The following is a 23,693-nucleotide window of genomic DNA, read 5'->3' as shown; positions in this document are numbered from 1 at the left end:
AGGCTTATATAGCACAATGGGAAAATCACTGGTTATCGTGGAGTCGCCAGCAAAGGCGAAGACCATCAACAAATATTTAGGCAACGACTACGTCGTAAAATCGAGCGTAGGGCATATCCGTGACTTACCTACAGGGAAAACAGCCACTTCTACGCCCCAGGAGCGTGCCAAACAAGCGGCTTTAACTCGTAAAATGAGCGCTGAAGAGAAAGCAGAGTATCGCCATAAAAAATCCCGACAGCAGCTTATTAACCGTATGGGGGTGAATCCAGAAAATAATTGGGAAGCCCATTATGAAATTCTGCCAGGGAAAGAAAAGGTCGTTGAAGAGCTTAGACGTTTAGCGAAAAATGCCGACACCATCTACCTCGCAACCGATTTGGATAGAGAGGGAGAAGCGATTGCTTGGCATCTTCGTGAAGCAATTGGTGGTGATGACTCTCGTTATAAACGGGTTGTTTTTAATGAAATAACTAAAAATGCCATTACGCAGGCGTTTGAATCTCCTTCGGAATTGGATATTGATCGAGTTAACGCTCAGCAAGCAAGGCGCTTTTTAGATCGCGTTGTAGGGTTCATGGTTTCTCCTTTACTCTGGTCTAAGGTGGCTCGTGGTCTATCCGCAGGACGAGTGCAGTCCGTTGCCGTGCGCTTAATCGTTGAGCGTGAGCAGGAAATACGTGCGTTTATTCCTGAAGAATTTTGGGAATTGGACGCACAGCTTACAACACCATTGAACACATCGTTAACTTTCGAAACAACAAAATACAAAGGCAGTGATTATAGGCCTTCAAGTGAAAAAGAGTCTCAAGAACATGTAAATAGGCTGCAGAAAGCGTCTTTTAAAGTGGCTAAACGTGAAGACAAGCCGACTTCGAGCAAGCCTTCCGCTCCATTTATCACTTCGACATTGCAACAATCTGCCAGTACCCGTCTGGGTTTTGGTGTCAAAAAGACAATGATGCTTGCTCAGCGTTTATATGAAGGTGGTTACATCACCTATATGCGTACTGACTCGACTAACTTAAGTGCTGAAGCCGTTGAGGCCCTACGTGAATATATTCTTAAAAGTTATGGCAAAGAGTATCTACCGGAAGAAGCCATTCGTTATTCGAGTAAAGAAGGTGCTCAAGAAGCGCATGAGGCTATCCGCCCATCTGATGTATCAATCACATCAAATGACTTACTTGGAATGGATAAGGATGCACATCGTTTATATGACCTGATCCGTAGTCAGTTTATGGCGTGTCAAATGCCTCCGGCTTTATATACATCGACCACAATAACGTTATTGGTAGATGATTATGAGCTGAAAGCCCGTGGAAGAATTCTACGCTTTGATGGTTACACCCGAGTAATGAGTGCCATTGGTAAGAAAGCAGAAGACAGTATTTTGCCCGATATTGAACCAGGTGAAATACTTACACTCAAGGAACTACTACCTGAGCAGCATTTTACTAAACCAACAGCGCGTTTTAGTGAGGCAAGTTTAGTAAAGGAGTTAGAAAAACGGGGGATTGGCCGCCCGTCAACGTATGCCTCTATTATTTCGACCATTCAAGACCGGGGCTATGCTCGGGTTGAAAATCGTCGCTTTTATGCCGAAAAAATGGGCGACATTGTTACTGAGCGTCTAGTAAATAGCTTCCACACTCTAATGAATTTCAGCTTCACTGCCCAAATGGAAGAACAGTTAGATGAAATCGCTGAAGGACGTGAAGATTGGATTAAAGCGCTTAATTCATTTTATGCAAGCTTTAATGAGACACTTAAAAAGGCAGAAGACCCAGAAAATGGTATGATGCCAAATGAGCCTACGCCTACAAACATTGAATGTCCAACGTGTTCTAGACCAATGCAAATCCGTACAGCGAGTACTGGTGTGTTTTTATCTTGTTCAGGCTATGTGCTGCCTCCTAAGGAGCGGTGTAAAGCGACAATTAACCTGACACGTGGTGAAGAAGCGGTTGCTCTTTATGATGAAGAAGCGGAATCAAAAGCACTTATTGCAAAGCGTCGTTGCTCAATATGTAGTGCCACAATGGACAGCTATCTAGTTGATGAACAAAGAAAGCTGCATGTTTGCGGTAATAACCCAACATGCAGTGGTTATGAAGTTGAGCATGGTGCATTCAAGATAAAAGGGTACGATGGTCCAGTATTAGAGTGCGATAAATGCGAATCTGAAATGCAATTAAAAAATGGCCGCTTTGGTAAATATTTTGGGTGCACAAACGAAGACTGCAAAAATACGCGTAAACTGCTTAAAAGTGGCGAAGCAGCACCACCAAAAATGGATCCGGTACCAATGCCAGACCTCGCTTGCCTTAAAGTGGAAGACCATTATGTACTACGTGATGGTGCGACAGGGCTGTTTTTAGCGGCCAGTCAATTTCCAAAAAAACGGGAGACTAGAGCGCCTCTGGTTGCTGAGTTACTCCCCTATATGGAGCAGATAGATCCTAAATATCATTTCTTTTCAAATGCCCCTATTGCTGATTCAGAAGGCCGTCCAGCGATTATTCGCTATAGCCGTAAGACAAAAGAGCAATACATTATGACAGAAGACAATGGTAAACCTACAGGTTGGAAAGCGTATTATGTTGGTAATAAATGGGTAATTGAAGAAGGTAAAAAATCTAAATGAGTAACCCAAGTGAGGCGAGTGTAACCAATCAGAGACTTGATGTAGCTCGTCGCTTCTTAATAATGACAAATGGGGTTGAAGAATCTTGGATGGAAAAGGCCTATGAAAACGCAGCCTTATTCCATCTCAAAAGCGCTATTAATGGCTTACTTCAGGAAGTCTGTAGTAATTATTCTCTTAAGCGTGATATGAATATTTCTGCTTTATTAGGTCATGCTCAAGAAAAAGGTACGTCAATTCCTGTATTACAAGAGTTAAATGCTTTATCATTCGATCCTGCAAGTTGGTTTTCTCAGCTAGAGAAAGACTATACCGTCGCTATAGAGTGTTATTCAAGGTCACCAGTGGTTGTGTCAACTAACGTTATCGCGAGTAGTCAAAGCTTAGAAAGTTCAATAGCATTCTATTTAAAGTCTATTACTGAGCTTGTCCTCAGATATAGAGAAGAGTCCTCAGAGTATTAAGAATGAATGAAGCTTATTTAGAAATTGTTGAATTAGATAATGGCGATATTGTATTACGCCCAGTAAATACAGACGAAAATGAAACTTCTGAGCCGTTAGCCGTATTAACGATTTCTGATGATACAAAGGCTTTTTTACAGAATCGATATTTTGATCTTGCTAAATGCATGTTTCATGCAGGAATTGATTTTGTTTATTCTGAAGATTTCAGAGAAATGACGGATGATGACCAAGATATTCTTGATGAATTTGAGAGTCACTTAGATATTTCTTCTACATTGCATTAATTCAATAGAAATCATGAGTTCGCTCTGATTAGACCAGATAGACAGACTAAACTTAATCGGTTTATTTGGTCTAATGATTTAGAGGTTCACGAGCACTTCTATACAGACTGTCTAATGACGCCGACCGAAATGCCTTCAATAGCAAACTCAGAGCTTTCTAAGTCTACCTCAATGTTATTAAAGTCTTCATTTTCAGCAATAAGGTGAACGATATTCCCTTCTTGTTGGAAACGCTTAACCGTCACTTCATTATCGATTCTAGCAATGACAACTTGGCCATTTTTTACTGACTCGGTTTTATGCACGGCAATCAGGTCACCATCTAAAATGCCAATATCTTTCATACTCATTCCAGTAACGGAAAGAAAATAATCCGCTTTTGGATAAAACATTTCCGGAGGTATCTGCACATAAGATGAAACATTCTCTTGCGCTAGAATTGGAAAACCGGCCGCCACTTTGCCTATAATGGGCAAACCAAGATCTGTAGCTGCGGGGTCTTGCGCTTCCTCGACTATGCGTAATCCTCGGGAAGCTCCAGGTAAAATTTCTATAGCACCTTTTTTACATAATGCTTTAAGATGCTCCTCAGCTGCATTAGGAGATTTAAAACCTAAATGTTTCGCTATTTCTGCTCTTGTAGGCGGAAAACCTGTTTCAGCAATAAATTCGCGTATCATGTCCATTACTTCGGATTGTCTATTTGTTAATTTAATCATAAGGCATCTGGTTGTTTGTACAGTTACTGTTATTATATACAGCTTTTAAAGATGTTCTCAATTAAATAATGCTATCAGATGAATTAAAGACAAAAATACATGCCGCATATCGAGCGTCGTTGGCAGCAAAAGGCCATAAACCACGATTAGGTCAAAAACAAATGATCGCCACTATTGCTCGTACAGTGGGTAATATATTGCAGGGATCTGAAGGAGAGAGATTAGGGGAGAAGCATGTAGCGGTTGTCGAAGCAGGTACTGGAACGGGTAAAACCCTTTCTTATTGCCTATCTGTTATCCCAATTGCTAAAGCCCGAGATAAAAAATTGGTTATTTCGACCGCCACCGTAGCGTTACAAGAACAAATTCTTCACAAGGAACTACCTGATCTGCTAAAACATACAGAATATCATTTCACCTACACCCTTGCTAAGGGTCGTGGTCGCTATTTATGCCTCAATCAACTAGAGGGATATTTAGATACAGAAAATAAAGTTATGGAAGATATGTTTGCAGGCCTGTTTGAGCAACATCTACAAGCTGGTGATATTAACACTACGTTATATCAAGAAATGGATGAACTGATTAAAGCGGGAAACTGGGACGGCGATAAAGATAATTGGGAGGGTATATTACGAGAAGAAGATTGGAGGAGAGTCACAACTGATCACCAACAATGCACAAATCGCAATTGCGCAAATTTTTCAGCGTGCCCATTTTATAAAGCGAGAGCAGAGATTGAAACGGCGGATGTGATTGTAGCCAATCATGACTTGGTGCTCGCGGATCTATCTTTAGGGGGTGGAGCGATTTTAACAGACCCTAGTGAAACTATTTATGTGTTTGACGAAGGCCATCACCTACCTGATAAAGCAATCAATCACTTTCGCCATGAAATACGCTTACAACAGAGTATTCAATGGCTAAGGCAGTTAGAAAAAAATCTAGTGAGCCTTAAACAAGAATTAACGGAAGAAATCAGTTTAACAGGGCAGTTGCTATTAAAAGTACCACAGCAAATACAAGCTTTGGTGAATTTCATACAATATGCACAGCAGGGTCTTGCACCTTTTATTTCAGAGAAAAATTTAGATAGTGAAAATAATGTCTATCGATTTGAATTTGGCGTTATTCCTGATGAATTAAGGCAATTGTCTTACAGCTTACAAACTGGCTTTCAAAAACTGTTTAATAGCATTGAAAGTATTCAAGACGAATGTAAAAAAGTGAAACAAAATGAAGGTATGGGACTGACTCAAGAGGTGGCTGAGACTTGGCTATCCATACTTGGTGTGGTGTTATCTCGCTTAGATCAAGCAAAAAATTTATGGCAATTGTTTTCACTGCAAGATGATCTTAACTACCCTCCCAATGCGCGCTGGTTAAGCGTGACCGGTAGTGGTATGGAACAAGATATTGAATTGGGAGGGTCTCCTATTTTAGCCGCCCATACATTACGCCAACAATTATGGGGAAAGTGCTATGCAGCCGTTGTGACCTCAGCAACATTAACGGCTCTAAATAACTTTCATCGTTTTAATATGAGAAGTGGAGTTCCTCAAGAAAGTGAATACTTAAGAGTGTTAAGTCCCTTTGACTTCGAAAATAAAGGGCAACTCATTATACCTAAAATGGACTGCGAACCTACACAAGTTGAATTGCATACCACCACCATAGTAAATTATTTGAACAAAAATATTAATGTAGAAGGCTCAAGCTTGGTGTTGTTTTCATCCAGAAAACAAATGGAGGAGGTATCACTGAGACTAGAAGCTAAATTACAATCCATAATGCTAGTTCAAGGAGAGCAATCTAAACGTATCATTTTAGATTCACATAAAGAAAAAATCGATAATGGGGACGGTAGCCTGTTAATGGGATTAGCCAGTTTTGCGGAAGGTGTTGATTTACCAGGAAAATATCTGACGCATGTTATTATTGCTAAAATTCCCTTTTCCGTACCAGATGATCCGGTAGACGCAACCTTAGCCGAATGGATTCAAAAGCGTGGCGGCAATCCATTTATGGAAATTACTATTCCTGATGCGTCTCTACGATTAGTGCAGGCTACAGGAAGACTATTAAGAAGCGAGCAAGATGAAGGTAAAGTCTGCATTCTTGACAAGCGGCTGATATCGAAGCGATATGGTAAGCAATTAATTAATAGCTTACCGCCTTATAAACTCCTTGTTGAGTCCTAATAGGCGCACCATTTTTAAGTTTAAATACGGTTAAAGGTGTCTAAATCTAACCCATTTAGGTACACTTATGACAAATTAAGTTATTCAAATCATTTATAAAGAAGCAAATAGATTTCAAATGGAAAAACAAACTGTAGATACCCCATCAAAGCCAAAAGAAGCCGTAGAACTTATTCAAAGCCAAATAGAAAGCCTTCAAAACAAACTGAATCGAATCAATCTGATAAAAAAGTCTGGTCTATAGAAGAATTTCAAGTTGAAAAAGTAGAAGGGAAGCTTAGGTTTCATGATTTAAACCTTCCAGATCGTGTATTAAAATCTATCTCTGAAATGAACTTTGAGTATTGCAGTGAGATTCAGGCCGCAACCTTACCTCATACCCTTGAAGGTTATGACATTATTGGTCAAGCGCAAACAGGAACGGGAAAGACCGCCGCATTCCTAATTGCAATGATTTCTGATTTTCTTGATTACCCTATTGAAGATGATAGAGGGGATCGTTTTGCCCGTGGTCTCATTATCGCTCCAACACGTGAACTTGCGCTGCAAATTGCGGAAGATGCGGAAAAATTAACTTCAAACTCGGACTTAAATGTCATTTCTTTAGTCGGTGGATTGAGTTATGAAAAACAAAAGCAGCAGCTTGACACATTGAGAGTCGATATTGTTGTGGCAACACCTGGGCGTTTATTAGACTTTGCTCGAAGCAAAAAAGTGATGCTAAACAAAGTTGAGTCCTTAGTTTTGGATGAAGCGGATAGAATGCTTTCTATGGGATTCATTCCAGATGTTAAAAGTATTATTCGTATGACGCCTCACAAAGAGAAACGTCAAACTATGCTTTTCAGTGCGACTTTCCCAAAAGATATTCAAGCTTTGGCAACCCAATGGACTTACGTGCCTAAAGAAGTCTCTGTGGTACCTCTTGAAACTACAAATAAAAACATCGACCAGGTCATTTATACTGTTGAAGCGGATCAAAAATGGGATGTTTTACATCAGCTATTATTGGAAAAACCAGGTGAAAGAACGATTATTTTCGCTAACCGTCGCGATGAAACTCGTGATTTATATGAGCGTTTAAAAGAAGTTAATATAAATTGTGCCATGCTATCTGGAGAAGTGGCTCAAGATAAACGCGTTAAAACCTTAAATGGCTTCAAAAGTGGTAAAATTCAGGTCTTAGTTGCTACAGATGTAGCGGGTCGTGGAATTCATGTTGATAATATTGAGCTAGTCGTAAATTACTCTCTTCCTGAAGACCCAGAAGATTATGTACATCGTATTGGCCGTACTGGTCGTGGTGGTGAATTAGGTCGCTCCGTAAGCTTTGCCAGTGAAGATGATGCGTTTTTGGTGCCAGAAATTGAAAAAGTCGTTGGAGAAAGTATTCGTTGTGAATACATTGAGCTAGCTGCAAAATAATATATTTCACTATAATAAGACTCATTGATTGGAGGCTGACATGATAAAACATGTTTTTTCACAACTTGGTGAGTCTTTTTTTTGCTTCACCAAAGTGCAACCTTTATTAGAACAGCGCCTTGTCGAATGCAATCACACACTTGCTGACGAGTTAGGGTTGGATTTAAAAGACCCTCAACTGCTATCAAAATTAAGTGGAGAATCACACGACCCTCTTAACTTAAGCATGGTTTATGCCGGCCATCAATTTGGTGGCTTTTCTCCTCAGCTAGGTGATGGCCGTGGGGTCCTTCTAGGTGAAGTCCAGACAGAAAAAGGTTTAATCGATTTACATTTGAAAGGGGCTGGACTGACTCCCTATTCAAGAAGGGGGATGGGCGAGCGGTACTGCGTTCGTGCATACGAGAATATCTAGCGGCGGAAGCGATGACGGCCTTGGGAATCCCATCTTCTCGTTCTTTATGTCTCTTCGACAGTAACCAAGCCGTATATCGTGAAAAACCTGAGCCTGGAGCGATGCTCTTAAGAACCGCTAAAACACATATTCGATTTGGCCATTTCGAGTATTTCTTCTATCGCAAACAACCTGAGCAGCTACAAACACTCATAGATTTCACTATCGATAACTATTTCCCTCATTGTCGCGCGAACTCCAACCCAATTAAACAAATGTTGATTGAAGTGGTTGAAGCTACCGCACTTATGATTGCTCATTGGCAATCAATAGGCTTCCAGCATGGGGTTATGAATACGGATAATATGTCGATTCTAGGGGAAACTATCGATTATGGTCCTTATGGTTTTATGGAAAACTACGACCCAACTTGGATAGCGAATCACTCTGATTATGAAGGGCGTTACACTTTAGAGAATCAACCTAGTGTAGGTCTATGGAACTTAAATTGTTTAATGAGAGCATTCTCAGGTCACCTAGCAAAAGACGATTTAATTGATGTACTAAGTCACTACGAGCCAAAGCTGATAACTCATTATCGTACACTTACCTATAAAAAGCTTGGACTATCATTGGATGAAAAAAATAGTGAAAAATACGATATTGAATTTGTGCGTGAGTTAAATCAAATACTTAAGCGAGAGTCTCTAGATTACACATTATTCTTTAGGATATTATCGAATATTGAAAATCCAAATGACCTATCAACCGTACTCGATGAAGTTGTTGATAGGGAGCCAATGGCCCAATGGCTTAGCCAATATATCCTAAAAAGAGAGCAAGAAAATGTAGACTGGCATAACTCAAGCATTGAAATGCTAAAAACTAACCCCAAATTTATCTTGAGGAATTATCTTGCTCAACATGCAATCGAAGCAGCAGAGCAAGGTAATTACCTGCCATTTCGTCGACTGCTTTATGTATTGCAGACGCCATTTGAAGAGCACCCTGAATCTGAAGAGTTGTCCTTTAGGCCACCAGAGTGGGCCAAAGGTTTAGAAGTAAGCTGCTCTTCTTGATAAATTATATGGCAACACTCTAAGGGATATTGAATATATGACGAACAAATCGGTCTGTGTTTTAGGTGGCGGCAGTTTTGGCACCGCATTAGCTAATATTATGGCTCACAATGGTCATCAAGTCAGTCAGTGGATGCGCAATGAACAACAAGTAGAAGAAATTAATTTAACAGGATTAAATAGCCGTTACCTCCCCAACTCGCCACTCCATCGAGAGTTATTAGCAACAACTAATTTAGAAAAAGCCATTTATGAAAGCGATACTATATTAGTCTCAATTCCATCCAAATCATTTGAAGATGTGATGGTCCGTATATGCCCATGGTTAACTGCCGAAAAAACCTTAATTAGCACAACGAAAGGGTTCAACCCAAACCGTTTTGAATTAATGAGTGAAATATTAAATCGTAATGGAAAAACAAAGAAGATCGGCGTGCTAAGTGGCCCTAATTTGGCTAAAGAAATTGCGGCGGGTCAATTGACTGGAAGTGTTGTGGCTAGCGACTGTATTGAAGTGCGTTCACAAATGATTAAGCTACTTAAATCACCGACTTTTCGTGTATACGAAAGTACCGATATGACAGGTGTCGAATTGGCTGGAGCGCTAAAAAATATTTATGCAATCGTATGTGGTTTAGCCAAAGCCTTGCAGGTAGGTGAAAATACTATGGCAATGATTATGACTCGCAGCTTAGCTGAAATGAGTCGATTCGCCGTTCATTTTGGCGCTAACCCAATGACTTTTCTAGGTCTTGCCGGAATGGGAGATCTTATTGCAACATGCTCTTCACCATTAAGTCGCAATTATAGAGTAGGATTTTCTATTGGTTCCGGAAAAGCTTTGGATCAAGCTATCACAGAGATTGGCGAAGTGGCTGAAGGCGTAAATACATTAAAAATGGTTGTTGAGGAGTCACAGAAACACGATCTTTACATGCCATTAGCTCAAGGTCTATATCAACTGCTATTTTCAGGTGCTAGTCTAGAGTCTCTCATTAGCAGCCTTATGACAGGCGATCAAAAATGGGATGTAGAATTTATAACTCAGAAGGAGAGTTTTAATGTCTAAACCAGGTTATACGCAACAAGATTTTTGGATAAGGCTTATTTTTATGTTGGTATATTGGGTTATTCTCAATGTATCTCTCTCTATTTTTGGTTTTTTAGTATTAGTCATGACCATTATTCGTTTTGGCTCTCAACATAAGCCGGAAGGAATGATTCAATTTCAATTTAACCTGACAGAATTTATTACTCAGATATTGTCATTTTTAATATTCAAAACAGATAACAAGCCTTTTCCATTTTCTCCATGGCCTAAGGTTAAAGATAATGACTGATAACAAAAAGTCTTTATTTATTTTAAGACACGGTACGGCCCAATCTTCTGACTTTCAACATGATAGTGAACGAGAACTGACTCAGAAAGGGATTGATGAAGCAAAGTTATCCGCAAAATATTTTGATGAGCTAGGTGTGAAACTCGATGCTATATATATAAGTCCTTATACTAGAGCTCAGCAGACAGCTAAGTATTTTCTTGGTGAACTGAACCAAGATGTTATTGTCGAAACTTCTGATTTGATTACACCAAGTGGTAGACCTTTAGATGTCGCTTTATGGTTATCTAATTTAAAAGCAAAAAATGTGCTATTGATTACACATCAGCCTTTTGCATATCAACTAGTTGATTTACTTTCTAATGCACATTTACCAACCGAGTTTGCAATGAACACTGGAACTTTGGTTTCTATGACAGGGGAGCTTTTCGTTACCGATTGCTGTTCTTTCGATGGGTTTTATTCACCAGAAGTTAAGTTTTAAAAGGTTGAATCATTCAGTTATGCCTAAAGAGATTAAGATTTCACTAAAGCATACATCACTCACAGCCTTGGAGTGGAAGTCAGAAAATACAAAGGTGGTTTCAGCTGTTGGGTTGCACGGTTGGCTTGATAATGCAGCTAGTTTCTCGGAACTGGCCCCTGCAATGTCTAATTTATCAACTACGGCGCTAGATTTATCGGGACATGGCTATTCCGATCATAGACCTGATGGGTCGTTTTACCATTTGTGGGATTATGCTCTGGATGTTATCGAGTATTTAAACACAAAAAAACAAAGCGTCTGGTTGATAGGTCATAGTATGGGTGGATCCGTTGCTATGCTAGTTGCCGCGCTGGCACCAGAAAAAGTAAGAGGGTTAGTTGTTTTAGATAACATAGGCCCAATTACAGAAGAAGTAGCTACTCGGGTGACCACGATGCAACGCGCGATTCAGCGAATGTCAAAATTTAAAAAGGGCAATGGTACTCGTTACAAAACGAAAGAAGATATGATTCTTGCCCGTATGGATGGATTTACTAAATTAGGGTATTTTGCTTCTAGTAAACTGGTTGACAGAGGGGCGATACGTAAAAACGATCAATGGGTATGGCGTCATGACGGCAAGCTGTCTTTTCCTTCACCTTATAGAATGGATGAAGAGAGCGTATGCAGCTTTATTGATAAAATTATTTGTCCAAGTCTCTTGCTGATTGCTAATGATGGTATTTACAAAGAGCAAGAAAGTTTAGTTTCATCTAGAGCGGATTACTTTTCTTGGGTAAAACTAAAGTGGCTTGATGGAGGGCATCATTTCCACCTTGAACCCGATACAAGTAAAGTGGTTGCCGAGGAAATCAAGCACTTTATTGATCATAATTAAATACTGTGCTTTTCAATAATAAAAGCGAGATTATATGCGCACCAAAATAAGAATATCATCAATCATAGTATCGAGTTTTTTATCTATTACGGCGCTATCTCCAATAGCTAATGCGGCTTCCATTACACCATATCGTGATGCGCAAGTTGAAAATACAGCCATTTCAAATAATCATAACTATGTTATTCCATTGTCAAAAATACAAAGATCTGGCAGAGGCTGGTCTCCCGAGAAAGTATTAGATGTCGATGCTCAAGTAACTCGCTTTACGTTTAAAATACCAAGAAGTAATGATCTAAGTGAAGTTTACCGATTCTATTTAAATCAAATTAAACTGGCGGGTAACGACATTATTTTTGAGTGCAATGGTCGCAGTTGTGGTAGTAGCAATGCGTGGGCTAACAATTTTTTCAATGATTATCGGCTGTATGGTGCCGATGACAATCAATCTCTTGTGGTTGTACAAAACCCTGATTACTACCATGTAATGTATCTTAATAGAAGAGGGGCGGGAGACGTTATGGTGAGAATTGACCAGGTAACGCCAGCAATAGGTAATAGTGCCAACCCTTTCTTTCAGCAACAACTATCTGTATTTGATCTTCCAAAAATAAGACGCTTTATCGAAGACAAAGCCGACGGAGATCGTTATTTTGCAATTGTTACAGCTAATTCCAATACCCCAGTGGAAAGTTTTGAGAAAGCCGCCATTTACATTAATGATATAAAACTAGGGTTAGGGACTAGGCTGCAAGCTGATATTGAATTTATCAATTTAGGTAATTCAGATACAACCCTATATGGAGAAGATAAAGTTACTTTTATAAAAAGACAATGAATTGATTTGCACTCAATTCATTTTCATAAATAAAACTATTATTAGGCTAAAAAAAATATAAGATAAAAAAAGTAAATAATTTATTAAATCTTTTATCTTAATGGGATTCGTATCAATATGGCGCGTAAGGCAAATATATCTCGAGAAGAAATTCATTTAGCCTGTTGGAATCTATTAGAGCAAAATTTTTCCCCAACATTCCTCGTGTTGCTGACTACTTTTTAAAGCTAGATGGGAGGAAATGTTCTAACACAACACTCCTCAATAGTATTTCCGAATGGGAAGAGCTTTATCAAGAACATCAAAAGATTAAATTTCATGCACTAGACGAAGTACTAGCGCCAGTATTCAAAAAGCTTGAGCGTGAAATATCTCAAGTACTTCAAGCACAGCTTGATGAGAAAGTAGGGGAGCTAGAGTATGATGAAAAACTCAGATCAGATGCCATAAATGGTCAATACCTATCCTTATCTCATTCTCTGACATCTCAAGATGACGCCTTAGAAAAAGCCTTAGAAAAATCCACAAACCTTGAAAAGCAACTTCATGATCTTTCTAATAACTTGAGCTATATGAAGCAAAGGTATGAAGATACACTCTCAACTTTGTCTATTGCAAATGAAAATTTAAGCCTTTGTGAACACCAACTTAAGGAATCGCAATTAAACCTCGTTCAGAAAGAAATGGACTTGGTGAAACTTGAAAGTAAGCAATCCTCACTTCAGCAGGAAAACGAACTCCTTCAGTCTCAAGTACAATCACTAAAAAATGAGCTTGATTTATTAAAGAGTGAAAATAGTCGACTCAAAGATAATAGTGACCTCAACATTATTACTATTTTATCGGCCAAAATAGACAGCCTGAATAAAGAAGAAAGATCTAAAGAATAAGCATTTCTAGTAGATACAGATCCAGTGAAATACAAGGTATAATCCTTTCTTTCGTTTGTTAATAAGTGATTTTTATGAGTGTCAATCAATCAGCTGTTCGTGATCTAAAAAACATTAAAGATTTTATTCGTTGGACCTATAGTCGTTTTTTAAAAGCCGATTTATTTTACGGACATGGTACCGACAATGCCTGGGATGAAGCCGTTCACCTAGTGTTAAGAAGTTTAAAATTACCTTTAGATTTTGAACGCTCTATGCTTGATTGTGCTTTAACAACAGATGAAAAAAAACGTATATTGAAATTAGTTCATTTACGTATTTCTAAAAGGCAACCACTACCTTACTTATTAGGTGAAGCTTGGTTTATGGGACTTCCATTTAAAGTAACCCATGATACTTTAATTCCTCGGTCTCCTATTATGGGGCTGTTAGAGAATGAATTTCAACCATGGCTACCATATAGTCCCACGACAATTTTGGATATGTGCACTGGTTCTGGTTGTCTTGGTATTGTGGCCTCACTCGTTTTCGAAGATGCTCAAGTAGACATCACTGACATCAGTTCCTCTGCATTAGAGGTTGCTAAGGAAAATATCCTTTTCCATCAAGTAGAAGACAGAGTCAATGCAATTGAGTCGGATATGTTTGCTAATCTTGCCGACAAAAAATACGATTTAATTATCTGCAATCCTCCTTATGTTGATGCCGATGACTATAACTCAGCACCAAGAGAATTTCATAATGAGCCTCAGCTCGCATTAACGTCTGGTGATGATGGTTTAGACTTTACTCGTAATTTTTTAACAAAAGTGGCTGAGCACCTAACGGATAACGGCATCTGTGTTTATGAAGTAGGCAATACAGAAGTTGCACTACAGGAAAACTACCCAGATGTGCCTTTTATGTGGGTTGAACTGCCCGCCGGTGGTAATGGTGTATTTGTATTAACAAAAGAACAGTTATCGAAATTTCATTTTTAAAAGAGTAATTATACGTTATGTCTGGTAATACATTTGGTACTTTATTTACAGTTACAACCTTTGGTGAGAGTCACGGTTTAGCACTTGGAGCTATAGTTGATGGTTGTCCGCCTGGATTGGAATTAACTGAAGCTGATCTTCAAAAGGATTTAGATCTGCGCAAGCCAGGAACATCGAAGCATACAACTCAAAGACGAGAGCCAGATCAAGTAGAAATTTTATCCGGCGTATTTGAAGGTAAAACGACTGGTACCCCAATAGGATTATTGATAAAAAACACAGATCAACGGTCTAAAGATTACGGTAATATTGAAGATACTTTTCGACCAGCTCATGCTGATTATACCTATGATCAAAAATACGGTTTTCGGGATTACCGTGGTGGCGGTCGTTCATCCGCTCGTGAAACCGCAATGCGCGTTGCGGCTGGAGCGATAGCTAAAAAATACTTAAAGGATCGTTTTGGTATAGAAATACAAGGATTTCTATCACAGCTTGGTCCAATTAAGCTGGACGTTAAAGACCTTTCTCAAGTATACAAAAATACGTTTTTTAGCCCAGATCCTGATGCGATTCCAGAACTCGAATCCTATATGACCGCTTTACGACGTGAAGGTGACTCTGTAGGCGCAAAAATCACGGTATTGGCTAAAAATGTTATGCCTGGATTAGGTGAACCTGTTTTTGATCGTTTAGATGCCGATATAGCTAAAGCTATGATGGGAATTAATGCGGTTAAAGGGGTTGAAATCGGTGACGGTTTTGAAGTCATTGAACAAAAAGGCAGTGAACACCGGGATGAAATAACACCAGAAGGCTTCTTAACGAATCATGCAGGAGGGGTGCTTGGAGGGCTATCATCGGGTCAAGATATTGTTGTCAATATTGCGCTTAAGCCAACCTCAAGTATCACTATTCCTGGAAAAAGCATTAACCGTAAAGGCGAGTCAATTGATGTCATCACGAAAGGTCGACACGACCCATGTGTGGGCATTCGCGCGACTCCGATAGCAGAAGCGATGCTAGCACTTACCTTGATTGATCACTTAATGAGAAATAGAGCTCAGAATGCTGATGTCCATTGTCAGACACCGATTGTCCCTGCCCATATTTAATATCGTTAACAACACAAAGCTCCGAGTTACGGGGCTTTAGTGTTTACCCTGTTCTTAATTATTTTGTATTGCTACTCATGATCAATTATGGCATTTTAAATAAAAATAATAATCACATGGAGAAGGTTGATGGCACTAACATTTGGTAATAGAGACGAAGGTTTTGGTAGTGAGCTTGTCTGTCCAAATTGCGGATCCAGTCATTTACATCAAAAAATTGTTGATGTGTATGAAAGGCATGAAGACGCGCGAACAGGCTTACATGCTCAAATCAAAGACAATAAATCAATTACAGATGCCAATATGACGGAAAATCCAAGCCCAAGAAGGCAAGGAATGCTTATTCACTTTAACTGTGAAGAATGTACTACGTCACCTACATTGAAAATCTTCCAACACAAAGGAACTACCTACATGGATTTTCAGTAATCTAAGATAAAATGTGAAAATCAAAATAACTAAGGGAGGCATCAGGCTTCCCTTATTAATTATATAGACCTACCCATGACCGCATAGATAGAAATCTGTTTTGCTCACTTCTATTAACATTCATCACTAAGGAGCTTACTTTGTCCCCTAAAATTGGAATGCGGCACTTACAAATGATCCAAATGATAGCCCAAACAGGAAATGTATCTGATGCGGCTACAATGCTTACCATAACTCAGTCTGCTTTAAGCCATCGAATTCGTGAAGCCGAACGCTTATTAGGCACACCGATTTTCATTAGACGTAATAAGAAACTGGTTCCTACTTCGGCTGGAGAAAGGTTATTGCATGCGGCCAAGGTGATTTTAGCAGAGGTGGAAAAAGCTGAATTCGATATAAGTAAATATTCTGCGGGGATTGAGCAAACCGTTCGACTAGGGATTGATCATCGTGTTGGTAATGATTGGCTTCCCGAATTATTTCAAAATTTTACAGAGCAGGTTCCAAAGGCGGAATTTGAACTCGTTACAGAACTTAGTCCAGACCCATTATATTGTCTTCGCAACGGTAAAATTGATTTATGTCTAGTATCAGGATCTAAACCTCAGGCCGCATTTGCTAGCGATTTACTACTTCGAGATGAGTTGGTTGTCGTTTTTTTACCTGAGCACCCATTCTTCCTAAAGAGCCGTGTTGAAGTAACGGACTTTCATAACCAGATATACATCACTGATACCACTACGCCAGAATACCATAGAGAATATGAGCAGGTATTTAGTCCAAACAACAGTTTTCCAGAAAGAGTTATTCGAGTAGGGCGATCAGATATGATTATTGAATTTATAAAATCTGGAAAAGGCATTAGCATTTTACCTAAATGGACCTTTGAAACTTACCGTAAAGATTCAAACCTAGAGCACAAATCTATTGGGGATGGATTTTATATTGATTGGTTTATTTTTATGCGTAAAGACGAAGAAGAGGGGTCGGCTACAAAAAAATTAGCACAATGCATGAAAGACATGCTGCCTAGCTTATCATAATATTTCAATAGGCTAGACAGCCAAGATTCTAATTTCCGATCGAGAACATAGCTTCTAAATCATGCTTAGAGAATGCCTGAAACGCAATCAGTGTCTCTGTTTTTACGATATTTGGATTATTTGCCATCGCAACGTTAACTAAATCAGCCAACTGATCATTCGTATTTACGCGACATAAAGCCACTAGGTCAAAACGACCTCCAACCGAAAAAACTTCGGTAATACCGTTGGTATCAATAAGTGCTTTCGCAACATCATTGGTCTTTGAACGCTCAGTATTAATTAGAATAATGCCAGTTACCATAGTATTTTCCTTTATCATTATTTAGTGAATGGAATATTTTAAACGTCGAACAATTAAAAATTAGGTGACTTTGCTTCTTTTCATGAATTCAGGACGGTTCCAAGTTTCATTGCGCATAATATTTTCCAATGTATTCACTGTGTTCCACAAATCCATAAATTGCACGTATAACGGAGCAAATCCAAAGCGTAAAATGTTGGGTGCTCTAAAGTCACCAATAATATTCTGATGAATAAGAGCCTGTATAATGGCATAGCCCTCTGGATGAGTATAAGACACTTGGCTTCCACGATGATTTGGATCTAATGGAGTCGCTAACTCAAAGCCATATTGTTCACATAATGGCGCCATCAGCTTTATAAAATGTTCGCTTAAAGACAGTGATTTTTCCCTAAGCACCACGAAGTCCACCTGACTCATAATATCAACTCCTACTTCTAAAGCAGAAGCGGCAATTACTGGAGTTGTACCACAAAGTGTTTTTTCGATACCTGAAGCTGCTTCATACTCGTCACTCATGGCAAACGCATTCGCATGACCAAACCAGCCTGTTAATGGTTGCTGCAAGCTTTTTATGTGTTTTTCCGCAACATATAAGAAAGCAGGTGCACCAGGGCCGCCATTAAGGTATTTATAACCACATCCTACCGCCAAATCGGCCTGTGCTTGATTTAAATTTACCGGCACAGCACCCGTACTATGACTTAAATCCCACATCATTAACGCCCCTTTTTCATGGGCCGCTTTAGTAATGACATTCATATTCAGCATGGTCCCAGATTTATAATGAACATGCGTTAAACAAACAAGAGCCGTATTTTCATCAATATGCTGAGTGATTTCATTGCTAGGAACAGTGACAATTTCAATATCTGCTCCAATAAAGTTCTTTACGCCATTTAGAATATATAAATCAGTAGGGAAATTGCCAGGCTCCGTCACTATCTTAGTTCGCCCAGGATTCAGTTTAATCGCCGCGGCAGCCAGCTTAAATAGATTAACTGAAGTGGAATCACTAACGATCACTTCGTGTTCCTTGGCGCCAACAATTTTTGCCAGTTTAGCTCCGATTCGTTGTGGTAAATCAATCCAACTATAAGTATTCCAGCTACGAATTAGACCTTCACCCCATTCTGTAGCAATGACCTCTTGCATACGGGCTTTAGCGGCTGTAGGCAATACGCCTAGTGAATTGCCATTTAGGTAGATTAAGTCATCGGCTAATTCAAATTGATCGCGAAAACAGGTTAATGGATCTTGTTTATCGCATTCTACAAAGTAAGCTTCATTAAGCTCCGCATGCGTAGGCAGTGAGCTGGATGTTGCATTAAAAGACATAAAGTGGCTCCATAAAAACGAGATTGTTATTTTAACGTGGTTGAAGTAGTGCACGCACAGGAGAAGAGTCGAGGCCATTAAGTTTAAGTGGTGGTGCAATCAGCTGGTATTCTCCGGCAGGCACATTGTCAAAAACAAGACCTTCTAAAATAGCCATTTTATTTCGCTTAATGGCATTGTGTGCGTCTAACGTTTTTGAGGCCTGATGGTCTAAGGAGGGACTGTCTACTCCAACTAAACGACAGCCATGGGACGCTAGCCACTCTATCACCTCGAAATGCAGGCTGATAAAATCATTGTCCCAAGTCTCAACAGGAAAAACTTTATAGGTTTTAAATAAGACTCTTTCTATTGAGGGCTTATCAAGGTCTATAAGAGACTGGCAAAGCAATAGGTCTATCGAATTATTGTTAAATACAGCATTAGATAAATCAATTACCTGACAAGGGCCAATATAAATGTCTACTGGTACCTCTGAAATAGCCAACCCCTCTGGGTCATAATGAAAAGGCGCATCCGCATGGGTTCCTGTATGGGTAGAACATGAAAAAAACGACACATTAACAGGGCAATGCTCATCAATTTTCCATTTAGATTGAGCATGGTACTCAGTATCACCCGGCCAAACAGGTATGTTTGGTCTCAGTGGTTGGCTGATATCGATATATTGTGGCTTAGTGAAATGCGTTGTCATGATTAAATATCCGTTCTAACCGCCCATAGCTCTGGGAAGAACTGCAGGTCTAAAGCTTTAGTAAGATAGCTCACGCCGCCAGTGCCGCCGGTGCCTTTTTTATAACCAATAATACGCTCTACTGTTTTCATATGACTGAAACGCCAGCGTTGGAAATTAAACTCCAGATCGACGAGTTTTTCCGCTAGTTCATACAGATCCCAATGAGTGTCTGTGTCTTTATAAATAACGCTCCAAGCCGCTTGTACTTTATCGTTATGCATATAAGGCTCAGAAAAATCACGCTCAATTACCTCACTCGGAATATCAAAGCCACGCTGTAACAACAACTTGAGACAAACATCATATAGACTTGGCTGTTTTAAAACTTCGGTTAAATGATCAAAGTGCTTTGGGTTGGCTTTATGGGCATCAACCATGCTTTTATTTTTATTACCAAGTAAGAACTCCAGCTCACGATATTGATAGGATTGAAAGCCTGAACTTTGCCCAAGATCATCGCGAAAACTCGCATAATCTGCAGGAGTCATGGTCACCAGTACTTCCCAAGCTTGGATCAACTGCTCTTGAATACGCGCCACGCGAGTCAGTTTTTTAAAAGCTGAGCTAAGTTTTCCATCAAAGATGTTTGTGGCTGCAGCATGGGCTTCATGCAAGCATAATTTTATCCATAATTCTGAAACCTGATGAATGACAATAAACAACATTTCATCATGCATGCTAGAGCGGGGGGATTGAGATTTCAAAATATCATCAAGATCTAAGTATTGACCGTAGCTAATATCTTGCTCCCAATGAACATTTTCATCGCTTAAATCAACAGTGGCTTGATAGGGGCATTGTGACATTATGAAAGTACTCCAACTTAGGGATAAAAAGATTTCTTAGAACTAGTGTATATTCTGAAGGATATAAAATATATCTCATAAAAATGACCGTATTTATGAAAATAATTTGTTTTTTATCTCACTAATAAATGATTGACTACTGATCGATTAAAATTATTCTTTTAAATCATATAATAAGAGTATTTTATGAAGCTAAAGTTTAGCAAAAACAAAAAGCGAGGAAGTATCGTGAATGCAGGAATCACGGCCTATAAAGCAAGTGTATAAGGAAAAAAACCAATAAGCATACCTATACTTATTGGTTTTTTATTAGCCTTTTTAGAGAAAAGGCTAGGGGAAAGTTATCGAAGAATAACCAGTGGTAAATGGGTATTTTCTATCATTTTAAGAGTGTTACTACCAAGAAAAACGTGAGCGATTTTAGAATGGGAGAAGGCACCCATTACTAACATTTCTACACCACTTTTGCTTTTGTATTCCATTAAAGAATCAAAAATATTGCCTTCTAGCATACTTGATTTAACATCGAAGCCGTTTTCAAGGAGAAGCGCTTCAGTCTGCTTGAATTTTTCGTCCAAGTCACTTTGGCGGTTTTTAACTGTCACTAAATGGCACGTTAAATTATGTAGTAATCCACCTTCAATAATACGCTTGACGGCTTTATCGGCATTCTCTCTACCATCATAAGCCAACATAAAGCTCTTTGGCTCAGTAAAACCTTCGTTAGCAATCAATACTGGAGTATGGACTTGTCGAATAATCTGCTCAATATGAGAGCCTAGTACTTTAAAGCCAATTCCAAGTTTACTGCCTGAACGACCGATAACCACAAGACGTGCATCAGATTCAAGGTCAACAATAGCTTCAGAAATATCGCCGTGTCGCTGAACTTTTTCAATGGAGTCGCAGCCTTTTTCACTCGCTAGGGAGTAAGAATGGGCAAGCATTTCTTTACCAACTTCTAATGCCAGCTTACTACGTTGTTCATCTAGGGCCGCCATTTCACTTAACAGAGCCGTCCGGGTACCAAACCCAATAGCACCACTTAAATCATCCGTACTTGAAGCGTTGTTTTTTTCTATTGCATGTAAAAATAAAATACTTTTATTTAATTTTTTAGCCGCCCAAATACCAGCATCACAAACATTATCGGAATAAACCGAACCATCCACGCATGTAATAATTTTATTCATTGTCATCTCCTTAGTGACCCGCCATCATTTTTTCAACTTCGGCCGGGTCGTTGTGGACACCAAATTTATCAACAATCGTTTCAGTTGCTTCACTCATTCCAATAATTTCTACTTCAGCACCTTCACGTCTGAATTTAATGACCACTTTATCAAGCGAGGATACCGAAGTAATGTCCCAAAAGTGAGCATGAGTTAAATCAATAATAACTTTATCAACGGCCTCTTTAAAGTCAAATGACTCAGTGAATTTTTCAGAAGAGGCGAAAAATACCTGGCCGATTACTTGGTAAGTGCGAACATTTTCTGTCGCCTGTTCAGATTTAACCACCATAAGGCGGCCAATTTTATTAGCAAAGAATAGGGTGGCTAACAGTACGCCAACTAGAACACCAAGCGCTAAGTTATGAGTTGCAACGACGACAATAACGGTAGCAACCATGACGATATTGGTCGATAAAGGATGATCTTTTAAATCTCGAACCGAAGCCCAAGAAAAAGTACCTATCGATACCATAATCATAACGGCTACTAATGCCGCCATTGGAATCTGCTTTAACCAGTCATCAAGAAATACAATCATGATAATCAAAACAGTCCCTGCGGTAAAAGTAGATAACCTGCCACGGCCACCCGATTTGACGTTAATAATAGACTGCCCAATCATGGCACAGCCTGCCATTCCACCGAATAACCCAGCGCCAATATTAGCAATACCTTGCCCTTTACACTCTTTATTACGATCGCTTTTTGTATCAGTAAGATCATCAACAATAGTAGCTGTCATCATTGATTCAAGTAAACCAACAACAGCAAGCCCCACAGAATAAGGTAAAATAATTAGCAAAGTGTCAACATTCAAAGGCACATCAGGCCATAAGAATATAGGTAATGTATCTGGTAATTGGCCCATATCGCCGACAGTACGAATATCTAAACCTAACGTAATAGCAACAGCGGTGAGAACGAGAATACAAACCAATGGGGAAGGGATGATCTTGCCAATAACAGGTAAGTATGGAAACAGATAAATAATACCTAAACCGGCTGCCGTCATCGCATAAACATGCCATGTCACATTTGTTAGCTCAGGTAATTGTGCCATAAAAATCAGTATGGCAAGCGCATTCACGAATCCGGTTACAACAGACCTAGAAACAAAACGCATCAAGCTACCAAGCTTTAAATATCCAGCAATAATTTGAAAAACACCGGTTAAAAGTGTCGCAGCCAGTAAGTACTCAAGTCCATGTTCCTTAACTAGCGTAACCATTAGTAAGGCCATGGCTCCGGTCGCGGCTGAAATCATTCCTGGTCGCCCACCGACTATGGCAATCACAACGGCAATACAAAAAGAGGCATATAAGCCAACTTTAGGATCAACGCCCGCAATAATCGAGAAAGCAATTGCTTCTGGTATTAGTGCCAACGCAACCACAATACCAGCGAGTAAGTCGCCACGTATGTTAGAAAGCCATTCGAGTTTCAATTTTTCAAGCATAGTAAACCTTATATTATTCAGCAAAACATAAAAGTAACAGATCAAATCAACAGATAGATTCTATCAGGCCGTTGTTACACATAGACGATATCGTGTATTAACCGGTAATTTTCTAACAAAGAATTCCTACCGTTAGACGGTATAGTTTGTCACGCAGAACGGTGACGGTACGAGGGAAAAGCCTATGGTGGCGTAATTAGCAAAGCGCTTTACCTTATATTAGTGAGTATTTAATGAGGTCGAGATTTTACAGTAATTTGACATATAAGAAAATAATAACTTGTGTCTACTCCTCATCTATAAAAATAAAATAGACCAACGACTACTTGGTAAGAAATGTTTCGCACGTTTGCTTTTGTACTGCGCGAGATGAGTAGGCTCGATAAAGGAAGTTTGAATGCTACAAGAAGATTAAGGTTTATGAGCTTTAGTTAGTTGACACTGAAAAACTCTTAACCTACCAAATCTAATTTTTTTACAAGGTAGTTAATACCGAAATCTTATTATAAATACGCCATATGGATGCCAAAAAATTGGACGCTATGGATATGCCAAACAATACAAATAAAGTGGCTTTATTGCGCTCGTATTGTGGAAAATTTT

General features: G+C 39.2%; 23 protein-coding genes and 1 pseudogene. 17 read left to right on the top strand and 7 right to left on the bottom strand.

Features of this window, described 5'->3' with window-relative positions; all coding sequences use genetic code 11:
* The first annotated feature begins 16 nt into the window (after positions 1-16).
* Genes topA through O1D97_RS01965 form a run of 3 tightly spaced genes read left to right on the top strand, consistent with a single transcriptional unit; the run spans position 17 to position 3,398 of the window.
* A complete protein-coding gene (gene topA / locus O1D97_RS01975) occupies positions 17-2,647 on the top strand; it encodes a type I DNA topoisomerase (protein WP_269122340.1) in 2,631 nt (876 codons plus the stop codon).
* Positions 2,644-3,111: a DUF6586 family protein gene (locus tag O1D97_RS01970; protein ID WP_269122339.1), complete on the top strand. Its 468-nt coding sequence runs from the start codon at positions 2,644-2,646 to the stop codon at positions 3,109-3,111. Before topA ends, O1D97_RS01970 begins: the two co-directional genes overlap by 4 nt.
* Positions 3,112-3,113: 2 nt before the next feature.
* The gene (locus O1D97_RS01965) at positions 3,114-3,398 is read left to right on the top strand and encodes a hypothetical protein (RefSeq protein WP_269122337.1); all 285 of its coding nucleotides are present in this window, start codon (positions 3,114-3,116) and stop codon (positions 3,396-3,398) included.
* 98 nt (positions 3,399-3,496) lie between these two features.
* On the opposite strand, the gene lexA is transcribed toward O1D97_RS01965, so the two are convergent.
* Positions 3,497-4,117 (bottom strand): transcriptional repressor LexA, encoded by a 621-nt coding sequence (gene lexA / locus O1D97_RS01960; RefSeq protein ID WP_269122335.1) that lies wholly within the window; start codon positions 4,115-4,117, stop codon positions 3,497-3,499.
* A 68-nt stretch (positions 4,118-4,185) separates the two neighbouring features.
* Between lexA and dinG the strand changes: the two genes are divergently transcribed.
* The 14 genes and pseudogenes from dinG (at position 4,186) to O1D97_RS01885 (ending at position 17,215) form a co-directional block, all read left to right on the top strand.
* Positions 4,186-6,318 carry an ATP-dependent DNA helicase DinG gene (gene dinG / locus O1D97_RS01955; RefSeq protein ID WP_269122333.1) on the top strand — a complete coding sequence of 711 codons (2,133 nt, stop codon included), beginning with the start codon at positions 4,186-4,188 and terminating at the stop codon, positions 6,316-6,318.
* A 118-nt stretch (positions 6,319-6,436) separates the two neighbouring features.
* Positions 6,437-6,562: a hypothetical protein gene (locus O1D97_RS01950; protein WP_269122331.1), complete on the top strand. Its 126-nt coding sequence runs from the start codon at positions 6,437-6,439 to the stop codon at positions 6,560-6,562.
* On the top strand, positions 6,559-7,743 hold the full coding sequence (locus O1D97_RS01945) for a DEAD/DEAH box helicase (protein ID WP_428981080.1): 1,185 nt from the start codon (positions 6,559-6,561) through the stop codon (positions 7,741-7,743). The genes O1D97_RS01950 and O1D97_RS01945 overlap by 4 nt, the downstream gene beginning before the upstream one ends.
* 40 nt (positions 7,744-7,783) lie before the next feature.
* A pseudogene (locus O1D97_RS01935) lies at positions 7,784-9,216 on the top strand (protein adenylyltransferase SelO).
* Positions 9,217-9,253: 37 nt separating this feature from the next.
* A complete protein-coding gene (locus O1D97_RS01930; protein ID WP_269122323.1) occupies positions 9,254-10,285 on the top strand; it encodes an NAD(P)H-dependent glycerol-3-phosphate dehydrogenase in 1,032 nt (343 codons plus the stop codon).
* Positions 10,278-10,556 carry a DUF4389 domain-containing protein gene (locus tag O1D97_RS01925; protein WP_269122321.1) on the top strand — a complete coding sequence of 93 codons (279 nt, stop codon included), beginning with the start codon at positions 10,278-10,280 and terminating at the stop codon, positions 10,554-10,556. The genes O1D97_RS01930 and O1D97_RS01925 overlap by 8 nt, the downstream gene beginning before the upstream one ends.
* Positions 10,549-11,040, top strand: a complete 492-nt coding sequence (gene sixA / locus O1D97_RS01920) for a phosphohistidine phosphatase SixA (RefSeq protein ID WP_269122319.1) — start codon at positions 10,549-10,551, stop codon at positions 11,038-11,040. The genes O1D97_RS01925 and sixA overlap by 8 nt, the downstream gene beginning before the upstream one ends.
* 19 nt (positions 11,041-11,059) lie before the next feature.
* The gene (locus O1D97_RS01915) at positions 11,060-11,920 is read left to right on the top strand and encodes an alpha/beta hydrolase (RefSeq protein WP_269122317.1); all 861 of its coding nucleotides are present in this window, start codon (positions 11,060-11,062) and stop codon (positions 11,918-11,920) included.
* 34 nt (positions 11,921-11,954) lie between these two features.
* Positions 11,955-12,758 (top strand): DUF4892 domain-containing protein, encoded by an 804-nt coding sequence (locus O1D97_RS01910; RefSeq protein ID WP_269122315.1) that lies wholly within the window; start codon positions 11,955-11,957, stop codon positions 12,756-12,758.
* Between the two features lie 164 nt (positions 12,759-12,922).
* Positions 12,923-13,648 (top strand): hypothetical protein, encoded by a 726-nt coding sequence (locus O1D97_RS01905; RefSeq protein ID WP_269122314.1) that lies wholly within the window; start codon positions 12,923-12,925, stop codon positions 13,646-13,648.
* A gap of 74 nt (positions 13,649-13,722) precedes the next feature.
* Positions 13,723-14,628, top strand: a complete 906-nt coding sequence (gene prmB, locus O1D97_RS01900; RefSeq protein ID WP_269122312.1) for a 50S ribosomal protein L3 N(5)-glutamine methyltransferase — start codon at positions 13,723-13,725, stop codon at positions 14,626-14,628.
* A gap of 17 nt (positions 14,629-14,645) precedes the next feature.
* Positions 14,646-15,743: a chorismate synthase gene (gene aroC / locus O1D97_RS01895; protein ID WP_269122310.1), complete on the top strand. Its 1,098-nt coding sequence runs from the start codon at positions 14,646-14,648 to the stop codon at positions 15,741-15,743.
* A 129-nt stretch (positions 15,744-15,872) separates the two neighbouring features.
* Positions 15,873-16,172: a hypothetical protein gene (locus O1D97_RS01890; protein ID WP_269122308.1), complete on the top strand. Its 300-nt coding sequence runs from the start codon at positions 15,873-15,875 to the stop codon at positions 16,170-16,172.
* A gap of 140 nt (positions 16,173-16,312) precedes the next feature.
* Positions 16,313-17,215 (top strand): LysR family transcriptional regulator, encoded by a 903-nt coding sequence (locus O1D97_RS01885; RefSeq protein ID WP_269122306.1) that lies wholly within the window; start codon positions 16,313-16,315, stop codon positions 17,213-17,215.
* 28 nt (positions 17,216-17,243) lie between these two features.
* On the opposite strand, the gene O1D97_RS01880 is transcribed toward O1D97_RS01885, so the two are convergent.
* From O1D97_RS01880 to O1D97_RS01855, 6 genes are all read right to left on the bottom strand, one after another.
* The gene (locus O1D97_RS01880) at positions 17,244-17,519 is read right to left on the bottom strand and encodes an Lrp/AsnC ligand binding domain-containing protein (protein ID WP_269122304.1); all 276 of its coding nucleotides are present in this window, start codon (positions 17,517-17,519) and stop codon (positions 17,244-17,246) included.
* A gap of 60 nt (positions 17,520-17,579) precedes the next feature.
* Positions 17,580-18,857, bottom strand: a complete 1,278-nt coding sequence (gene kynU / locus O1D97_RS01875; RefSeq protein WP_269122303.1) for a kynureninase — start codon at positions 18,855-18,857, stop codon at positions 17,580-17,582.
* Positions 18,858-18,888: 31 nt separating this feature from the next.
* The gene (gene kynB / locus O1D97_RS01870; protein ID WP_269122301.1) at positions 18,889-19,551 is read right to left on the bottom strand and encodes an arylformamidase; all 663 of its coding nucleotides are present in this window, start codon (positions 19,549-19,551) and stop codon (positions 18,889-18,891) included.
* Positions 19,552-19,553: 2 nt separating this feature from the next.
* Entirely contained in the window at positions 19,554-20,399 is an 846-nt protein-coding gene (gene kynA / locus O1D97_RS01865) for a tryptophan 2,3-dioxygenase (RefSeq protein ID WP_269122299.1), read from the bottom strand.
* A gap of 341 nt (positions 20,400-20,740) precedes the next feature.
* Complete coding sequence (locus O1D97_RS01860; protein WP_269122297.1) at positions 20,741-21,592, bottom strand: universal stress protein; 852 nt, start codon at positions 21,590-21,592, stop codon at positions 20,741-20,743.
* Between the two features lie 10 nt (positions 21,593-21,602).
* Positions 21,603-23,090 (bottom strand): SulP family inorganic anion transporter, encoded by a 1,488-nt coding sequence (locus O1D97_RS01855; protein ID WP_269122295.1) that lies wholly within the window; start codon positions 23,088-23,090, stop codon positions 21,603-21,605.
* Positions 23,091-23,693: the final 603 nt, after the last annotated feature.

Source organism: Marinomonas phaeophyticola (genome assembly GCF_026966905.1).
Taxonomy (GTDB): domain Bacteria; phylum Pseudomonadota; class Gammaproteobacteria; order Pseudomonadales; family Marinomonadaceae; genus Marinomonas; species Marinomonas phaeophyticola.
Note: the sequence above shows the minus strand (reverse complement) of the source record. Positions and strands in the feature narration are given on the sequence as shown.

What these genes read in the sequence shown, in the direction of transcription:
- kynA (WP_269122299.1), bottom strand. Translation starts at nt 20,399, where the DNA reads ATGTCACAATGCCCCTATCAAGCCACTGTTGATTTAAGCGATGAAAAT.
- O1D97_RS01880 (WP_269122304.1), bottom strand. Translation starts at nt 17,519, where the DNA reads ATGGTAACTGGCATTATTCTAATTAATACTGAGCGTTCAAAGACCAAT.
- O1D97_RS01855 (WP_269122295.1), bottom strand. Translation starts at nt 23,090, where the DNA reads ATGCTTGAAAAATTGAAACTCGAATGGCTTTCTAACATACGTGGCGAC.
- sixA (WP_269122319.1), top strand. Translation starts at nt 10,549, where the DNA reads ATGACTGATAACAAAAAGTCTTTATTTATTTTAAGACACGGTACGGCC.
- topA (WP_269122340.1), top strand. Translation starts at nt 17, where the DNA reads ATGGGAAAATCACTGGTTATCGTGGAGTCGCCAGCAAAGGCGAAGACC.
- O1D97_RS01890 (WP_269122308.1), top strand. Translation starts at nt 15,873, where the DNA reads ATGGCACTAACATTTGGTAATAGAGACGAAGGTTTTGGTAGTGAGCTT.
- O1D97_RS01915 (WP_269122317.1), top strand. Translation starts at nt 11,060, where the DNA reads ATGCCTAAAGAGATTAAGATTTCACTAAAGCATACATCACTCACAGCC.
- O1D97_RS01950 (WP_269122331.1), top strand. Translation starts at nt 6,437, where the DNA reads ATGGAAAAACAAACTGTAGATACCCCATCAAAGCCAAAAGAAGCCGTA.
- O1D97_RS01970 (WP_269122339.1), top strand. Translation starts at nt 2,644, where the DNA reads ATGAGTAACCCAAGTGAGGCGAGTGTAACCAATCAGAGACTTGATGTA.
- dinG (WP_269122333.1), top strand. Translation starts at nt 4,186, where the DNA reads ATGCTATCAGATGAATTAAAGACAAAAATACATGCCGCATATCGAGCG.
- O1D97_RS01930 (WP_269122323.1), top strand. Translation starts at nt 9,254, where the DNA reads ATGACGAACAAATCGGTCTGTGTTTTAGGTGGCGGCAGTTTTGGCACC.
- prmB (WP_269122312.1), top strand. Translation starts at nt 13,723, where the DNA reads ATGAGTGTCAATCAATCAGCTGTTCGTGATCTAAAAAACATTAAAGAT.
- O1D97_RS01910 (WP_269122315.1), top strand. Translation starts at nt 11,955, where the DNA reads ATGCGCACCAAAATAAGAATATCATCAATCATAGTATCGAGTTTTTTA.
- aroC (WP_269122310.1), top strand. Translation starts at nt 14,646, where the DNA reads ATGTCTGGTAATACATTTGGTACTTTATTTACAGTTACAACCTTTGGT.
- O1D97_RS01965 (WP_269122337.1), top strand. Translation starts at nt 3,114, where the DNA reads ATGAATGAAGCTTATTTAGAAATTGTTGAATTAGATAATGGCGATATT.
- kynB (WP_269122301.1), bottom strand. Translation starts at nt 19,551, where the DNA reads ATGACAACGCATTTCACTAAGCCACAATATATCGATATCAGCCAACCA.
- O1D97_RS01860 (WP_269122297.1), bottom strand. Translation starts at nt 21,592, where the DNA reads ATGAATAAAATTATTACATGCGTGGATGGTTCGGTTTATTCCGATAAT.
- O1D97_RS01925 (WP_269122321.1), top strand. Translation starts at nt 10,278, where the DNA reads ATGTCTAAACCAGGTTATACGCAACAAGATTTTTGGATAAGGCTTATT.
- kynU (WP_269122303.1), bottom strand. Translation starts at nt 18,857, where the DNA reads ATGTCTTTTAATGCAACATCCAGCTCACTGCCTACGCATGCGGAGCTT.
- lexA (WP_269122335.1), bottom strand. Translation starts at nt 4,117, where the DNA reads ATGATTAAATTAACAAATAGACAATCCGAAGTAATGGACATGATACGC.